General features: G+C 68.0%; 10 protein-coding genes and 1 pseudogene. 8 read left to right on the forward strand and 3 right to left on the reverse strand.

Features of this window, described 5'->3' with window-relative positions; translation table 11 throughout:
* Window positions 1-40 precede the first annotated feature (40 nt).
* The 3 genes and pseudogenes from KHF85_RS06865 to KHF85_RS06875 all read left to right on the forward strand — a co-directional run bounded on the left by KHF85_RS06865 (window position 41) and on the right by KHF85_RS06875 (window position 2943).
* A complete protein-coding gene (locus tag KHF85_RS06865) occupies window positions 41-997 on the forward strand; it encodes an IS1595 family transposase (RefSeq protein WP_284566649.1) in 957 nt (318 codons plus the stop codon).
* A 6-nt stretch (window positions 998-1003) separates the two neighbouring features.
* Window positions 1004-1609 (forward strand): annotated as a pseudogene (locus KHF85_RS06870) (methylmalonyl-CoA mutase family protein); the annotation flags it as partial.
* A gap of 236 nt (window positions 1610-1845) precedes the next feature.
* Window positions 1846-2943, forward strand: coding sequence for an HDOD domain-containing protein (locus tag KHF85_RS06875; protein ID WP_284569002.1), 1098 nt, complete (start codon window positions 1846-1848; stop codon window positions 2941-2943).
* A gap of 292 nt (window positions 2944-3235) precedes the next feature.
* On the opposite strand, the gene KHF85_RS06880 is transcribed toward KHF85_RS06875, so the two are convergent.
* The 3 genes from KHF85_RS06880 to KHF85_RS06890 all read right to left on the reverse strand — a co-directional run bounded on the left by KHF85_RS06880 (window position 3236) and on the right by KHF85_RS06890 (window position 5965).
* Window positions 3236-3724: a pyridoxamine 5'-phosphate oxidase family protein gene (locus KHF85_RS06880; protein WP_064539706.1), complete on the reverse strand. Its 489-nt coding sequence runs from the start codon at window positions 3722-3724 to the stop codon at window positions 3236-3238.
* Between the two features lie 551 nt (window positions 3725-4275).
* Entirely contained in the window at window positions 4276-4428 is a 153-nt protein-coding gene (locus KHF85_RS06885; RefSeq protein WP_164914505.1) for a hypothetical protein, read from the reverse strand.
* Window positions 4429-4564: 136 nt separating this feature from the next.
* On the reverse strand, window positions 4565-5965 hold the full coding sequence (locus tag KHF85_RS06890) for a trypsin-like serine peptidase (RefSeq protein ID WP_284569003.1): 1401 nt from the start codon (window positions 5963-5965) through the stop codon (window positions 4565-4567).
* 456 nt (window positions 5966-6421) lie between these two features.
* On the opposite strand from KHF85_RS06890, the gene KHF85_RS06895 reads away from it, so the two are divergent.
* The 5 genes from KHF85_RS06895 (at window position 6422) to KHF85_RS06915 (ending at window position 17148) form a co-directional block, all read left to right on the forward strand.
* Window positions 6422-9238 (forward strand): TonB-dependent receptor, encoded by a 2817-nt coding sequence (locus KHF85_RS06895; RefSeq protein ID WP_284569004.1) that lies wholly within the window; start codon window positions 6422-6424, stop codon window positions 9236-9238.
* A gap of 205 nt (window positions 9239-9443) precedes the next feature.
* A complete protein-coding gene (locus KHF85_RS06900) occupies window positions 9444-10886 on the forward strand; it encodes a tryptophan halogenase family protein (RefSeq protein WP_284569492.1) in 1443 nt (480 codons plus the stop codon).
* A 53-nt stretch (window positions 10887-10939) separates the two neighbouring features.
* Window positions 10940-12799, forward strand: coding sequence for a glycoside hydrolase (locus tag KHF85_RS06905; RefSeq protein ID WP_284569005.1), 1860 nt, complete (start codon window positions 10940-10942; stop codon window positions 12797-12799).
* A gap of 140 nt (window positions 12800-12939) precedes the next feature.
* Window positions 12940-16158: a glycoside hydrolase family 2 TIM barrel-domain containing protein gene (locus KHF85_RS06910; protein WP_284569006.1), complete on the forward strand. Its 3219-nt coding sequence runs from the start codon at window positions 12940-12942 to the stop codon at window positions 16156-16158.
* A gap of 243 nt (window positions 16159-16401) precedes the next feature.
* Entirely contained in the window at window positions 16402-17148 is a 747-nt protein-coding gene (locus KHF85_RS06915) for a FadR/GntR family transcriptional regulator (protein WP_284569007.1), read from the forward strand.
* The last annotated feature ends 94 nt before the right edge of the window (window positions 17149-17242 follow it).

The raw sequence follows: 17242 nt of genomic DNA on the forward strand, positions 1-17242 counted from the left end.
CCTTGGTTTAGAAATGCAGGTTCTTCAGTGAGATACGGCGATGACGCTCAATCGGATCCAGTTCCAAAAGGGGCTTTCGATTCCGGCTTTTCTGAGCCGCTACGGCTCCGAGGCGCAATGTGTCGAGGCCTTGGTTCAGGCCAGGTGGCCCAATGGCTTCGTGTGTCCGCAGTGCGGACACACGCATGCCAGTGGCTTTGAGCGGGGACGCCAGCACCTGTGGCAGTGCGCGCGCTGCCGGGTACAGACCAGCTTGACCGCCGGCACGCCCATGGCAGACACCAAGCTTCCCTTGCGGGTGTGGTGGCTGGCCATCTATCTGGTGAGCCAAGCCAAGAACGGAATTGCTGCGCTGGAACTGGCTCGGCAACTGGGCGTGTGCTATCGCACTGCATGGCGGATCAAGCACAAAGTGATGTCGGCGATGGCCGATCGTGAGCAGTCACGCCGGCTCGACGGAGAGGTCCAGATCGATGATGCCTATCTGGGCGGCGAACGCGCCGGTGGTCCAGGCCAACCGCAGTGGCGCAATAAAGTGCCGTTTATTGCAGCGGTTTCCCTGCATCAAGGGCGCCCGCGCTATCTCCGCCTGGATGTGGTCTCCAGCTTCCGAAGAAGCGTCGTGCACACGTGGGCTCAGCAGGCACTGGCACCGGGCACCCATGTCGTCAGTGATGGGCTGACAGCGTTCACCGGTGTGGGCTGGGCAGGCCTGACCCACGATGCCATCGTGACCGGAAGCGGCCGCAAAGGCGTCCAGCAGCCTCGTCTGCGTTGGGTCAATACGATCCTGGGCAATCTCAAAACGGCGCTTAGCGGCACCCACCATGCGGTGGACTTCCCCAAATACGGCGCGCGCTACCTGCATGCGCATGCCTACCGCTTCAATCGCCGCTTCAACCTGGCCGCCATGGTGCCGCGCCTGGCCAGTGCCCTGGCCGGCGCGGGAAGGCTCACAGAGCAGCAACTGCGTACGACAGCTGAGACACAGCGCTAATCAGGTACCGAGGAAAGCGTGCGCCGCGCGGTGGCGATCCAGATGATCATCAACAAGGAGCTGGGGCTGAACTTCTGCGAGAACCCGTGGCAGGGCAGCTTCATCGTCGAGCAGCTCACCGATCTGGTGGAGGAGGCGGTGTACAAGGAGTTCGAGGCGATCAGCGAGCGCGGCGGCGTGCTCGGCGCGATGGACACCATGTACCAGCGCGGCAAGATCCAGGAAGAGAGCCTGTACTACGAGCACAAGAAGCACGACGGCAGCCTGCCGCTGGTCGGGGTCAACACCTTCCTGCCCAAGCAGCACGCCGGCGAGACCGCGACCCAGATCGAGCTGATCCGCTCCACCGAGGAAGAGAAGGGCCAGCAGATCGCCAACGTGCACGACTGGCAGCAGCGCCGTAACGGCATTGTGCCGGCCCAGCCGGAACAGGCCGACGCGTCGGGCCTGCCGGCTCCTGGCGATGCAGTGGGCCTGGGCTATCTGCAGCGTGCCGCGCGCGAGCGCCGCAATGTCTTCGCCGCGCTGATGCAGGCGGTGAAGACCCACAGCCTGGGACAGATCAGCCACGCCCTGTACGAGGTGGGCGGCGAATACCGGCGCAACATGTAGCCGCCGCCGGAGTGTCCAAGGGCGCTGCCGCGCGCGTGCTGACGGTGCATGCGGCCCATGCCGTGTCGGTCCATGCCGCTGCCCGGCGCGCCGAACGTCCACGGCAGCGGCGCTGCGCAGTCGCGGCAGGTACGCGTGCAGGCCGGCGCCGCCGTTCAAGCAGCAACCCGTGCGTCATGCTTGAATGGCGTGGCGCGCCTGGCCGTGGATGCGCTTCCGGCCGGGTGGGGGACCTGGTGATCTTGTGGATGATGATCGTGCCGTCGATGTGGATTGCAGGCGTTGCCATCGTAGTGCTGCTGGGCGTCGCTGGCTGGCTGTGGCGGCGTGGACGCCGGCGCGGACCGGCGGCGCCGATCGGCGTCGTGCGCAGGGATACGGCGGCTGCCGGCGACGCCATCGCCACCGAAGCCGCCGGCGCAGGCACGGCGTGCGCGGCGACCGATACCGACCACGCCGCCGTCGTGCCTGCCGCCGCACTCGCGCCCGAGCAGGAAGCCGCGCTGCTGCTGCGCCTGTACGCGCTGGCGTTCGCCGACGCGCCTGCTTCCGAACCGAGCGCGGCATCGCGCGCCGCGCAGGCCGAGATCGCCGCTACGGTGGTGGCGGTGCTGGCGCGCATCGACGCGCATCCGCGCTATACGCCGCGCCGCCCGCAGCTGTTGCCGCAGCTCACCCGCGCGATCAACGACCCCGATGCCGGCGCGCAGGCCATCGCCGCGATTCTCGGCCAGGATCCGGCCTTGGCCGGCAACCTGCTGCGCATCGCCAACAGCAGCGCCTACCGCCGCCAGGCCGAACCGGTCGAGAACCTGGAGCGGGCGGTGGCCTTGCTCGGCACCGAGGGCCTGCGCCAGATCGTGCTGGCGGCGCTGCTGCAACCGGTCATCGCCGACGACGGCAGCGTGTTCGGCCGCTGCGCCGCGCTGCTGTGGGAGCACACCTTGCTGTCGGCCAAGGCCACGGCACGCGATGCCGAGGATGCGGCGCGCGAGGATGCCTCGGCGGCGCAGCTGCTGGCGCTGTTGTACGGATTGGGCGCGGTCGCGGTGCTGCAGGTGCTGCGCGATGCGTATGCCAGGCATGCCGGAGTACCTCCGGATCCGGACCTGGTCGCCGGCATGCTCGCCACGTGGTCGGCGCCGTGCGCGAAGGCCATCTCGGCCGATTGGGGGCTTTCCTCGCTGATGCAGCGGGCGCTCGAGGAGCGGGGCGATGCGGCGGCGCTGCAGCCTGGCGATGCACTGGCGCGCGCGCTGCGCCGCCAGCGCGCGCTGGCGGCTGGCGACATGGTGGCGCTGTACGAGCGCCAGCGCGAAGCCGAGGCGCGATGAAACAGCACGGCAAGCGATGCAGGCGCAGGGCGGCGTACGCCAACCAGACAGCCAGCAATGAGTCGCACCGATGCAAAGCGCGCTCCGGGTGCCGATCATGGCGGGCGGGTTGGGCCTGATGACCTTGCACATCCACAAGAGAAACAAGCTCTACGACGGCGGGTGGATGCAGAAGAACAGAGGATGCAGGTGCTGCAGATGAGCGGTTGCGCCAGCGTGGTTCGGCGCAACGGAGCGACTGCGCAAAGCGTGGCAGCGCCAACCGCGTTGCGCAGCAAGGTCAAGCTGCCGCTCAGCGCAGCGGCACGTCCGCAACCTTGTCCTGATAGTCCCGCTTTGGGTCGATGCCGAACAGCACCTTGATCCCGGCGACCAGATTGGAGCCGTTGAGCCAGATCTGCGCGTGGTCCGGATCCAGGCGCAGCAGCGCCAGCTTGGGATCGTCCTTGCCTTGCTCGTACCAGGCGTCGATGAAGCCATTCCACAGGCGTTCGATCACCGCCTGGTCGTTGTCCACGCTGAGCGTGCCGCTGATGCTGGCGAACAGGTCGTGATCCTTGGCGCTGAACGCGGCGATCACCCGCTGGCTCTGGGCCAGCTTCTGCACCAGGGCGTTGTCCTTGGAGGTGAAGAACCAGATCGGGCCGCCACGCTCGCCTTCGAATTGCGCGGTCATCGGCCGCGCATGGCCGTCTTCGACGCCGTCCAGGCCGAGCATGACCGTGCGGTCGGACTTGAGCGCCTTCCAGAATTTTTCTTCCAGTTCCTGCGGGCTGGCCATGCGGATCTCCGATCGGGCGTGAATGTCTGTCGCCACTGTGCCGCGACACGCGCGCGCGCGCCGTGACGGACACGTTGACGAAGCGTGTAGGGCACGGTGGATGGTGCCGCCCGATGGCGGCGGCGAGCATGCGCGCGGTTGCTCGCCGCGGTAGATCAAGCGTGGCCGTGTGGCGGTTATGGGATCGGGATCGAATACCTGTCACGCCCGCCAATGCCAACTACAGGCCTGGTGCGCGCGGTCTGCGTGCGCCTTCCATTTCAACGCTGGTGCCGTTGAGTGGCGCAGGCAAGCCGCCAGTGCCCGCCACGTTGCACATCCGGCGCCTGCAGCGCTGCCTGGCAGCGCCGACGATACGCTCGACGACCCGCGCAGATCGCGCGCTGCGGCGCTATGGCGAGTGGGTGATCGTGGTGCATCGACACTGCCTCGCGCAGCCGCCATGTACATGCGCTGCCGCGCATCGACAGGCCGGCATATCGGCGGCCGTCGGCTTGTAAAACCGCACGCATTGGCGGGAGCCGGCGCGGGACCGGTTCCGCCGGCGCTGCTCAGTTGCCGCTGTCGGGCGTCTTCGCTTCGGCGTCCGCTGCGGCCTTGGCCGCCTCGCGCGCTTCGCGCTTGCGCGCGTCCTTCTCGTCCTGCTGTTTCTTCTTGGCGATTTCGCGCTGACGTTTTTCGAAGGAATAGTTGGGCTTTGCCAAGTGGATGCCTGCCGTATGTGAGAAGGGGCCCCCAGTGTAACCCCTGCGTGCCGGGGCGGTGGCGGGCCTTACGGGCAGGCCACGCGCGCGGCGTGGCCTGCCCGGGTCCGGGAGTACGGTCCTCCCGGGCTTGGGCTTACGGACTCAGGTAGGGCTGGATGGTGGAATACACGTCGGAAAAGCGCGAGTAGTAGTCCGGGGCGCTGGGCGCGCTGCAGTACGAGGTGCCGCCGTACAGGCCGCCGCGCAGCTGGTAGGCGCCCCTGCTATTGACGGTGAACAGGCCCGAACCGGAGGAGCCGGGTTCGGTGATGCCAGTGTTCCAGACCACCTGGTACAGCGGCGACTTGCCGTCGACCGAGGACGACAGCGCGGTGACGCTGCCCAGCGAGTATTTCTTCACGTCGCGGGCGGGGTGGTGGATGCCCTCGATCGCGGTACCGGTGGCACCGATCGGCGAACTGCTCCAGCCGGAATAGAAGGCGCCGCTGGGCGGGGCGGTCTTCAGCTCCAGCAGCGCGGTGTCGCGGGTGGTGTTGGCATAGCGCAGGTAGGCGCCGCCGTTGAGCGTGGTGGCGGCCGCGCTGACTGTGGAGCCGTTGCAGGTGGCGGCGTCGTAGAACCAGTAGGTCTGCAGGGTGTTGGCCAAGGCCTGGGTGCTGATGCAGTGCGCGGCAGTCCAAAACAGGTACTTCTTCGGTGAGTTGCTGTTGTTGAGCAAGGTGCCGGTGCACATGTAGGTGCTTCTGCTGGTGCTGAACACCATCCGCGCCACCGACTTGGCGGCCGAGGTGAAGCCGCTGCTGGGGTTGGCGCGGCAGACGATGTCGTGCTCGCACGAATCGCTCTCGCCGATCATCGGCCGCATCATTTGCTCGCTGGCGGCGGGATTGATGTCCATGTGCGACAGTTGCGGGATCTTCAGCGCGAAGTCCTGCGGGTACTGGCCGGCAGGCAGTTCGATCTCCACCACCAGGCGCGCGCCGGACACCGCCGCGGACCAGCCCGGCGCCCTGCCGGCGAAGTCGGCGCCGCTCTGTTCGAACACGCGGCCGTCGTCGCCGGCGAAGCGCAGCGTGGCCTTGCCCGGATCGCCCGGCTGGGCGCCGCTGCCGCTGAGCTGCAATGCCGCGCGCAGCGCTGCCGCGCCGGTGGAGACGATCTCGAAGCTGGTGACCTGGGCGCCGTTGGGCAGGCTGTGCCAACTGAGCCGGCGCAGGTTGATCGCCGGCTTGGCGATGATGCGTGAGAAGCCGATCTGCAGCGGCTGGCCGTGCTTGACCTGCTGCCCGCGCAACTGCTTCATCGTCGTGGCCTGGGCGCTATCGGGCGCGCCCAGTTCGATCAGCCGCGGCGCATGCGCGCTGCCGGTGGCGAGGCTGCGCAGTTCGGCGCCGCCGAGTGCGGCGGCATTGGGGCTGGCTTCGACGGGAACGGAGTCCATCTGCGCCGCGGGGGGATTGGCGGCCATGGCGATGGGGGAAAGGCCGGAGATGCCGGCGAACAAGGCCAGATACAGCGCGTTCTTGCAATGCATGGATATTCCTTTTGCTAGAAGACGACTGGACCATCCGGCAGGGGACCGGATGCGGTTGCACTCACTTCCACGGTGCATGCCGAGGGTACGATTGCCGGCACAGCGATTGCGTGCGTTGTGTCACACTGGAGTGGCCGATTTTGTAAACATGCGCGGCGTTGCGCTGCGCCGTCCCCCGCATCTTGCGGGCCGGCCTTTCAGGCCTGCGAGGCTGCGCCGACGCCTGCTGGAGGTGCACGACGTTGCGTACGCCGGCGCAGAGACCGTGTTGCGATGCAACGTGCGTCCTGCCTAATTGTCATATAAATATGAACATAAGTTGAAACGTCCTCGCGTGCTTTCGCTGTAGTCGTCGCCAACGCCGGCATGAACGTCGCTGTCCATCGCGCGCAGTTTCAAGGCCGCTGTCGGTGTCGATACGAGGGTCAATTTCGTCAGTACCGGAGAGAATTCGCAATGACACGTCGTGCGCCCTTCAAACGTAAGTACCCGAAGCACAGGAATCCCCTCGCCAGCGCCCTGGGGCTGGCGATGCTGACCCCGGTTCTGGCGTGGGGACAAGCCCAGCCCGCCACCGCGGCCGAGCAGAGCGCGCAGGACGGCGCTGCGCAGCCGGCCAGCGGCGACGTCAAGACGCTGGATAGCGTCGTGGTCACCGGCGTGCGCGAAAGCCTGCGCTCGGCGCAGGCGATCAAGCAGGACGCGACGCAGATCGTGGATTCGGTGCAGGCCCAGGACATCGGCAAGCTGCCGGATGCGAATACGGTGGAAGCGCTGCAGCGCATCACCGGCGTGCAGATCCAGCGCCGTTACGGCGAGGGCGCCACCGATTTCGATCACCGCACGCAGCCGGCTGTGACCGTGCGCGGCCTGACCCAGGTGCGCAACTTCCTGGACGGCCGCGATACGTTCTCCGCGTCCGGCGGCCGCACCCTGGACCTGGAAGGCATTCCGCCGGAACTGTTGTCCGGGATCGACGTCTACAAGAATCCGCCGGCGAACCTCATCGAGGGCGGCGTTGGCGGCGTGGTGAACCTGCGCACCCGGCTGCCGTTCGACGCGCCCAGCCGGGTCATCAGCGCCACCGCCAAAGGCAACTACTACGACCGCGCCGACAAGACCGGCGGCTCGGCCTCGGGCCTGTACAGCGACCGCTTCACTACCGACCTCGGCGAGGTCGGCGTACTGTTCAACGTCGGCTATGGCCGCTCCAGCTATCGCCAGGACGGCATCCTGACCGGCCCGTTCTTCGCAGTGCCGGACGGCATCATCGCCGGCGCGCCGAGCAATGCGCAGATTCCCTCCGGCTTCCAGATCTACGACGATGGCGGCGATCGCAAGCGCCTGGGCACGGCGGCCGCGCTGCAGTGGAAACCGTCCGATACGGTGCTGGTCACCGGCCAGTTCCTGCGTACGACCTACGACTTCTACCGCCAGGGCAAGTACTTCTACCAGGCCAACCGGCGCGAAGCGGCCTCGCCGTTGGCGGGCGCGGACTTCACCTTCGACAAGAACGGCTATGCCACCTCCGGCGCGCTGGACAACCAGATGTTCGAGTCGGCGCGCTACGACCAGGCCCTCACCTCGACCAATACCAACTACAGCGTCAACCTGCGCTGGAATCCCAGCGAGAAGCTGGCGGTGACGTTCGACGCGCAATACCTGACCTCGAACTACGATGCCGATCGCAACGGCTTCGTGGTCTCGCTCTACGACCGCGCCTCGGAGGACAGCAGCACGGCGCTCAACCGCTCGATCGCCGACTTCGACCTGCGCGGCGGCAACCCGCGCTTCAACGTGCGCGATCCGGCGCTGCTGGCCAATCCCAACAACTACGGCTTCAGTTACATCGCCGATGCGCTGACCCGCAACGACGCCGACCAGCTGGCGCTGCAATCGGACGTGGAATACTTCACCGAGGGCGGTCTGTTCACCAAGCTCAGCGCCGGCGTGCGCTACGCCGACAGCAGCATCGACCTGCGCGGCACCTGGAACGCCGCCTGCCTGGGCGTGGACGGGCCCGATCCCGACTGCGGCACGAGCCTGGTCTATCCGTCGGTCTCGGCGCATCCGGAAATGGTGCGCAGCGGGCCGTCGCCCGACTTCTTCGACGGCAAGACCCTGACCGGCGGCGTGTTGTATCCGGAGTTCGCCCGCGGCAATGGCCTGTTCGACCGCACCACGCGCACCGAGGCGCTGTTCGGCTTCGCGCCGCAGACCGCGTTCAAGCCGAGCGATCTCAACCACCAGACCGAAAAGACCTGGGCCGGCTATTTCACCGCCGACTACGACACCGAGCTGGCCGGGCTGCGCCTGGACGGCAACATCGGCGTGCGCCTGCTCAAGACCACCACCGGCTCGGACGGCGCGGTGTTCATGGATGGCGGCGGCGTCACTCCGCTGTCGGTCGAGCGCACCTACAACGACGTGCTGCCGAGCTTCAACCTGCGCGCGCACCTGAGCGACACCCTGCAGGCGCGCCTGGCCTATTCGCAGCTGATCGCGCGGCCCAACTTCGACCAGATGTCGACCAATGTCTCGCTGGGCGCGTCGAACCAGTTGAATCCGATCACCGGGCGACCCGGCGGCTCCTCGGGCAATCCGTTCCTGCGTCCGGTGCAGTCGGACAACTACGATGCGACGCTGGAATGGTACTTCGCGCCTGCCGGCTCGCTCACCGCCGGCGTGTTCTACAAGAAGGTGAACGGCTTCCTGGCCAGCGGCACCGTGGTGCGCAACTACAATGGCGTGGATTACGACATCAGCACCTCGCTCAACACCGGCAACGGCACCATTCGCGGCGCCGAATTCGCCTACCAGCAGTTCTACGATTTCCTGCCCGGTTGGCTGAGCGGCCTTGGGTTCCAGTTCAACTACACCTACGTGGACAGCAGCGTGTCCAATCCCTTCGCCACCGCCGGGTCCGACATTCCGGCCATGGTGCCGCTGGAGAAGTTGTCCAAGCACAGCTACAACGCGGTGGCCTTGTACGAGAAGGGCCGCTACACCGCGCGCCTGGCCTGGAGCTGGCGTGGCGAGTACCTGGACACCACTCAGGGCAGCGGCGCCAACGGCATTCCGCAGTACCAGAAGCCTTACGCGTCGCTGGATGCCTCGGTCAGCTACAACGTGAACGACCACGTCGCGCTGTCGTTCGATGCGGTGAACTTGAACAATCGCATGAACGAGGTCTACATCGGCACGGCGAGCGCGCCGTTGCGGTACGAACTCAACGACCGCCGCTATGGGTTCTCGGCACGGATCACGTATTGATGCGCTGGGCGCCCGCTTCGGCGGTTGAAGCGGGCTGCCTCCGGCCCATGCCTGCATGGGCCGGGCCGCTGCAACCGATGCGCGGGGAAGGAGCGACGCACATGCCCTCACGCTCGGCCGCGCGGCGCCGCCGGTGGCCGCGCACGTGAATGCCGGCGAGCCGTTGCGCCACATCGCGATCGTCGGCGGCGGCACAGCGGGCTGGATGGCCGCCGCGGCCCTGGTGCGCGTGCTCGGCGCAGGCGCCACGCGCATCACCCTGGTCGAGTCCGAGGCGATCGGCACGGTCGGCGTGGGCGAAGCGACGATTCCGCCGATCGCATTGTTCAACGCCTTGCTCGGCATCGACGAAAACGCGTTCCTGCGCGCGACCCAGGGCAGCTTCAAGCTGGGCATCGAATTCGTCGACTGGCTGCAGCCGGGACAGCGCTACTTCCATCCGTTCGGCACCTATGGCGCCGACTTCGGCACCGTGCCGTTCGACGGCCTGTGGCGGCGCATGCACCGCGACGGCCAGGCCGCGCCGTTGGCGGCGTATTCGCTCAATACCCTGGCGGCGATGCGCGGGCGCTTCATGCGGCCGCAGCAAGGCGATGCGCTGCTGTCGCGGCTGGGCTACGCCTTCCATTTCGACGCCGCGCTGTATGCGCGGCTGCTGCGCGAGTACGCCGAGGGCCGCGGCGTGACGCGGCTGGAGGGCAAGGTCGAGCAGGTGCTGCGACGTTCGCCCGACGGCGCCATCGCCTCGATCGTGCTCGCGTGCGGCACGCGCATCGACGCCGATTTCTTCATCGACTGCTCCGGCTTTCGCGGCCTGCTGATCGAGGACGCGCCCGGCGCCGGGTTTGTCGACTGGTCGCATTGGCTGTTCAACGACCGTGCGGTGGCGGTGCCATCGGCGCGTGCGTCGGCGTTCATGCCCTACACCCGATCGACCGCGCGCGAAGCGGGCTGGCAATGGCGGATTCCGTTGCAGCATCGCACCGGCAACGGCTACGTCTATTCGAGCGACTACCTGTCCGACGATGCCGCCACGGCGACGCTGCTGGCCAACCTGGACGAGCAGGCGCTGTCCGAGCCGCGCACGCTGCGCTTCCGTGCCGGCCGGCGCGGCTTGTTCTGGTCGGGCAATTGCCTGGCGCTGGGGCTGGCGGCAGGGTTCCTGGAACCGCTGGAATCGACCAGCATCCACCTGATCCAGGCCGGCATCGCCCGCTTCCTGGAGATGCTGCCCGATCGCGCCGGCAACCCGGCCGACATCGGCCGCTACAACCGGCTGATGGCGCAGGAATTCGACAGCATCCGCGACTTCATCATCCTGCACTTCCACGCCACCGCGCGGCCCGGCGCGTACTGGGAACGTGCGCGCACGATGCCGATCCCCGACAGCCTGGCCGAACGCCTGCAGATCTTCGCGCACTCGGGCCGGGTGTTCCGCGAGGCCGACGAGCTTTTCAGCAAGACCAGCTGGCTGGCGGTGATGCAGGGACAGGGCCTGAGCGCGCGCGGGTTCGATCCGCTGGCGGCGGCGATGCCGGACGCGGAGGCCGCGGCGCGGCTGCAACGCGTCGCTGCGGCGGCGGCGATGGCGGTGGAGCGGATGCCCACGCACGCCGACTTCATCCGCGCCCACTGCGCCGCGACCTGAGCGCCGGCAGGCCCCCACCGAATCGACCCGGAGACCGCACGCACGCCATGCAGATGCCATCGGCCACGAACACGACCCGCATGCGCTTCTGGCGCCGCCTGCACTGCAGTGCGTTCGTGCGGGTCCTTATCCAGGCGGTCGCCGCGGCGGGCAAGGCCGCCTACGACCTGCCGCTGTACCTCCGGGATGTCGCGGTGCGCTTCTGCGAGGGCCGCGATGGCTACGGCGGGCAGCGCGGGCAGGGCAACGCGGCGCCGAACGGCCGCGTGCTGGTCGCCGAAGTGGGGCCTGAGCGGTTCCTGGTCACCGGCGCCAACGCCAACCTGGCGTTCGCGGAAAAGCTAGGCGCGCGCGGCAGGGCGCAACATCGCCTGCGCATGCCGGGCGCGTGGCGTGCGCTGCTGCGCCGCCGCTGGCTCGGCGGCATCGCAGTCGCGACGCTGGCGCTGCCGTGCCTGGGCGCGCCACAGTGCGACGCCGACGCGCCGGTCAGCGTCACCTTGCACGCGGATCTGCAATCGCCGCAGACGCGCTTCGAGGGCTTCGGCACGGCCCTGGCCTGGTTCGCCAACGTGACCGGCGCCTATCCGGATCCGCTGCGCAACCGCCTGGCCGATCTGCTGTATGGCCGCGACGGCCTGGGCTGGGTGATCGCCCGCTACAACATCGGCGGCGGCAATGCGGCGGACACGCCGCCGTATCTGCGCCCCGGTGCGGCGATACCGGGGTTCTGGCGGCAGCCGGCGGGCGCATCGGGCAGGGACTGGTGGCGTGCGGACGATCCGGCGTTGTGGGACTGGTCGGCCGACCAGGGCCAGCGCTGGTGGCTGGACGCGATCCGCGCGCGGGTGCCCGCGGACCTGCGCATCTTCGAGGCGTTCTCCAACTCGCCGCCGTGGTTCATGACCGTGAGCGGGCGCGTCTCCGGCGCCGAGCATGGGCTGGACGACAATCTGCGGCCCGGGCAGGAGGCGGCGTTCGCGGCGTATCTGGCGCGGGTGGTGGACGAACTGCAGCGTCGCCACGGCATCGCCTTCCGCACCCTGTCGCCGGTCAACGAGCCGGGCACGCCCTACTGGTTCGCCAGCAACACCCAGGAAGGCGCGCACTGGAGCGTGCCGGCGCAGGAACGCATCCTCCAGGCCAGCGACCGCGCGCTGCGCGCGCGCGGCCTGCGCACCCGGGTCGCGGCGATGGACGAAACCAGCGCGCTGGGCTTCATCCACAACTGGGCCGGCTATGCGGATGCCACCAAGGCGGTACTGGGCCAGCTCAACGTGCACAGCTACGACAGCACCGGGCAGACCGGCGTGCGCGATATCGCCGCCGCCAGCGGCATTCGCCTGTGGATGTCGGAAAGCGACCTGGCGCCGCCCAAGGTGGCGGGAGACGTGGACGATATGCGCCCGGCGTTGGCGCTGGCCGAGCACATGGTCCTGGACCTCAAGCGCCTGCAGCCGTCGGCGTGGGTGTTCTGGCAGGCGATCGAGACCTCCGCGGCCGACAAGCCCGGTGCGGTTGGCCATTGGGGCCTGATCCGGATGGACCTGAGCACCGCGGCGGTGGCGGAGCATCCCTTCCAGGTGACCCGCAAGTACTGGGCCATGGCCAATTTCAGCCGCTATCTGCGGCCGGGCATGCGCCTGCTGCAGGTGGATGATGCGGATACGGTGGCGGCGCTGTCGGCGGATGGGCGCGAACTGGTGTTCGTGCACGTCAACGCCGGGCTGGTGGCGCGGCGGCTGGCGATCGCGCCGCAGACGCTGGGCGCCGGCGCGTGGTCGCAACAGGTGGTGGTCACCTCGGCCGCGCTGCGCGCCGAAACCGGTTGCCGCCGCGCGGCCGTGCCCGGTGCGCAAGCGGCGCTGCCGCCGCCGCAGTCGGTGGTCACCGTGGTCTTGCGCAAACAATGAGGGCGGCCCGCGCCCAGGCGCGTGGCCGCAAACGTTCACGCGTTGCAGTGCCGGCGGCTGCGTCCCGACACCGGGAATCGCCGCTGCAGTGCAACCCGATCGGCTGTTTTGTACATGAGGGGCTTTCGATGAAACCGACAGTGCGACAACGACTCCTGGCCAACGCAAGCGTCTTGCTGCTGCTCGGCCTGCACATGGCCACGGCCTGGGCCGGCGACGCCCAGCGACCGGAGTGGGAGCGCCCGGAGATCAACGAGATCGACCGGCTGCCGGCGCGGGCCACGTCCTTCCCGTACGAATCGGTGGCACTGGCCAAGGCCGGCCGGATCGCCGACTCGCGTTACCACCTCTCGCTCAACGGCGACTGGCGCTTCATGTTCTCGCCCACGCCGGAGCAGCGCCCGGCGCAGTTCTACCGCGACGATTACGATGTGTCGGCCTGGAAGACCATTGCGGTGCCGTCCGACTGGCAGGCGCAGGGCTACGGGCAGCCGCTGTACAACAACATCCAGTACCCATTCCCGGCCAACCAGCCGTTCATCGCCCACGCCATCAACAGCGTCGGCTCCTACCGGCGGGAGTTCGAGGTGCCGCAAGGCTGGGACGGGCGCCGGGTACTGCTGCACATCGGTGCGGCCGGCGCGGCCTACTACGTCTGGGTCAACGGACAGCGGGTCGGCTATAGCGAGGATTCCAAGCTGCCGGCCGAATTCGACGTGACCGCGCAGCTGCGTCCGGGCCGCAACTCGGTCGCTATCGAGGTCTATCGCTGGTCCGATGGCAGCTATCTGGAGGACCAGGATTTCTGGCGGGTCAACGGCATCGAGCGCGATGTCTACCTGCTGGCCACGCCGCAGACCTGGCTGCGCGATTTCTTCGCCCGCGCCACGCTGGATGCGCGCTACGTCGGCGGCGCCCTCGATGTCGATGTCGGCCTGCTGCATGCGGCCAAGGGCACGCGGGTCACCGCCACGCTGCTGGACGGCGACACGCCGGTGCTGGTGCGGCAGGCGACGGTGACGGCGGCCAAACAGGAGCAGGCGCTCACGCTGTCCGGGGCGATCGACAAAGTGCGTGCGTGGAGCGCGGAAACGCCGAATCTGTACACCTTGCTGCTGGAGGTCCACGACGCCGACGCGCACCTGCTCCAGGCCAGCGCCAGCCGCATCGGCTTCCGCACCGTCGAAATCAAGGACGGGCTGGTCAAGGTCAACGGCAAGCCGGTCAAGATCCGCGGCGTGAACCGGCACGAGCACGATCCGCAGACCTTCCACGTGATTTCCGAAGCCTCGATGCGGCGCGACATCGCGTTGATGAAGCAGAACAACATCAACGCCGTGCGCACCTCGCACTATCCGAACGCGGAGCTGTGGTACGCCCTGGCCGACGAATACGGCCTGTACGTGATGGACGAGGCGAACATCGAATCGCATGCCTACATGGAGGCCGGCAACGAGGGCATGCGCCCGCGCGAGAAGGTGCAGCTCGGCTACGACCCGACATGGGAACAGGCGCACCTGCAGCGGGTGCAGCGGATGTTCGAGCGCGACAAGAACCATCCGTCGGTCATCTTCTGGTCGCTGGGCAACGAGGCCGGCATCGGCCCGAATTTCGAGAAGGCCGCCAACTGGCTGCACGCGCGCGACACGACCCGCCTGGTGAGCTACCTGGGCTGGGGCACGCTGTACGCGCAGCACGCGCCCAACGCCTATGCCGACATCTACGCGCCGATGTACGACTCGGTGGCGCGCATCGTCGATTACGCGACGAGTACCGAGTATGCGCAGAAGCCGCTGATCATGTGCGAGTACGCGCATGCGATGGGCAACAGCCTGGGCGACCTGAAAGCCTATTGGGACGCCATCTATGCGCACGACCGCCTGCAGGGCGGCTTCATCTGGGACTGGGTGGATCAGAGCACGCTGCTGAAGACCGCCGACGGCCGGCCGTACTGGGGCTATGGCGCCGACTACGGGCCGAACCCCTCGGGCCAGAGCGCGATCGAGTTCGGCGACGGCCTGCTGCAATCGGATCGCACCCCGAACCCGCATCTGCACGAGTTGGCCAAGGTCTACGGCCCGATCCAGTTCGAAGCCATCGACGCCGATCGCGGGCGCTTCCTGGTGCGCAACCGGCATGCCTTCATCGACCTGTCGGGATTCGCTTTCGACTGGCAGATCCGCCAGGACGGGCGGGTCGTGCAGGAGGGCCGCGCGCCGGATCTGGCGATCGCTGCCGGCGCCGCCGGCGAGCTGCAGCTGGACCTGCCCGCATTCCAGAAAAAAGCCGGCGCCGAGTACCTGATCAGCGTGCGCGCCCACGCGCGCGCCGGCACGATCCCGCTGGTGCCTGCCGGGCATGTGGTGGCCTGGGAGCAGTTCGCGCTGGCGTCGCCGCCGGCGCCGGCCGTGCCGCGCGCGGACGGCGCCGCGGTCGTGCTGCGCGAAACGGCGGGCGAGCTGAGCCTGCGCGCGGCGGGTGCGGAACTGCGCATCGACCGCGGCACCGGGCTGGTCGCGCGCTATGCCTATCGTGACCAGGAATTGCTGCAGGGCGGTGCGCCCAACTTCTGGCGCGCGCCGACCGACAACGACATCGGCACCGGCCTGTATGCGACGCATCTGGTGTGGAAGACCTTGTCGGAAACGCGCCGGGTCCGTTCCGTGGTCGCCAGCAAGCGCGATGACGGCAGCGCCAGGATCGACGTCGGTTTCGATCTCGGCGGCGACGGTGCAACCGCCGACGTGCGCTACGACGTGGCCTACCTGATGGCGCGCGACGGCTCGGTGCAGGTCACCGCGCGCTTCGACCCGCGCTATGTCGGCCTGCCGGATCCCTTGCGCGTGGGGCTGGCGTTCACCATGCCTAGCCGGTTCGTCGATCTGGCCTGGTATGGCCGCGGGCCGCACGAGACCTATGCCGATCGCTACAGCAGCGGCGAGATCGCACTCTATGCGGGGAAGATCGCCGAGCAGCACCACGACTACATCCGCCCGCAGGAAACCGGCAACAAGGTCGGCGTGCGCTGGCTGCGGCTGGCGCCGGAGCAGGGCGCGGCGCTGACGGTGAGCGGGCCCACGCCGTTGTCGGTCAACGCGCTTGCGTTCCCGTATTCCGATCTGGAGCGCAGGCCGGTCGGCAGCGCGCACAGTTCCGATCTGCGTGCCCATGGCCGGGTGGCGTTGCTGATCGACGAGCGCCAGATCGGCCTGGGTGGCGACGACCAGTGGAGCAAATGGGGCCAGCCGCACGCGGCGTATCGCATCGCGCTGCAGCCGGCGAGCTATCAGTTCCGCCTGCAGCCGACCGCGACGCCGGACAGCCTTGCCGAGCAGGCGGCGCCCGGGCGCGACGAATGAGCGAAGGCCGGGCGACGCAGCACTGCAAGGCGCCTCTTGCGCGCCCGTCGCCTGGCATGTCCTGGCCGCTTCCTGACGATCGCCGTGGGCCGCCGGGCGGACGCCGTCACGCGTGTCCGCGCGCTGTCAAGGACGTGGTCGCGCATCTCGCGGGACAGCAGATTTACCGTGAAAAAATCAAGACTTCCGCGCCGAAATCGCCGTGCTACTCTCGATCTTTCCTGGTAAAAACGGCTGCCTGCAATGAAACCGCACGATCTGGGCAAGGGAGGGCGACAGTTCGGAAGCACCACGCTCAGCTCGCAATTGCTCGATGCGCTTGGGCGCGATGTCGTGGCCGGAATCTACGGTTTGCAGAGTTTCCCCACCGAGGCGGAGATCTCCTCGGCGTATGCCACCAGCCGTAGCGTCACCCGCGAGGCGATCAAGATGCTGACCGCCAAGGGCCTGCTTTCCGCCCGCCCGCGCAGCGGCATCGTGGTCCGGCCCGAGCAGACCTGGAGCCTGCTCGATCCGGACGTGTTGCGCTGGATGCTGGAACGCAAGTTCTCGCACAGCCTGCTGCGTTCGTTCACCGAAATGCGCCAGGGCATCGAGCCGATGGCGGCCAAGCTGGCCGCGCAGCAGGGCAATGCCGAGGCGATCGGCAAGATCGAGCACGCGCTGCAACGCATGATCGCGGCCGAGCGCGGCGAAGACGATCACCTGTCCTCGGACGTGGCCTTCCATGTCGCGATCCTCGACGCGACCGGCAATCCGTTCTACATGCAGTTCCACGAACTGGTGAACACCGCGTTGAGTTTTTCGATCCAGTTCACCAACCGCATCCGCGGGCATACCGCAAGCATCCCGGCGCACCGGGGCGTGCTGCAGGCGATCAAGAGCGGCGATGCAGACAAGGCGCAGGCGGCGATGTTCATCATCATCCACGATGTGCTGTCGTTGATTGCCGGCGAAGAAAGCCGGGAAGCGAAAAAGAAGCCGACGTAACGCCGCAGCGCAGGCGCTGCCTGGCCGCGCGGGTGCGTGCCGATCGGAAGCGCCACTGCACCCCTGCTGCCGCGACCTGCGGCCTGGCAACAGA

Source organism: Xanthomonas graminis pv. graminis, from assembly GCF_030168915.1.
GTDB classification, from domain to species: Bacteria; Pseudomonadota; Gammaproteobacteria; order Xanthomonadales; family Xanthomonadaceae; genus Xanthomonas_A; species Xanthomonas_A translucens.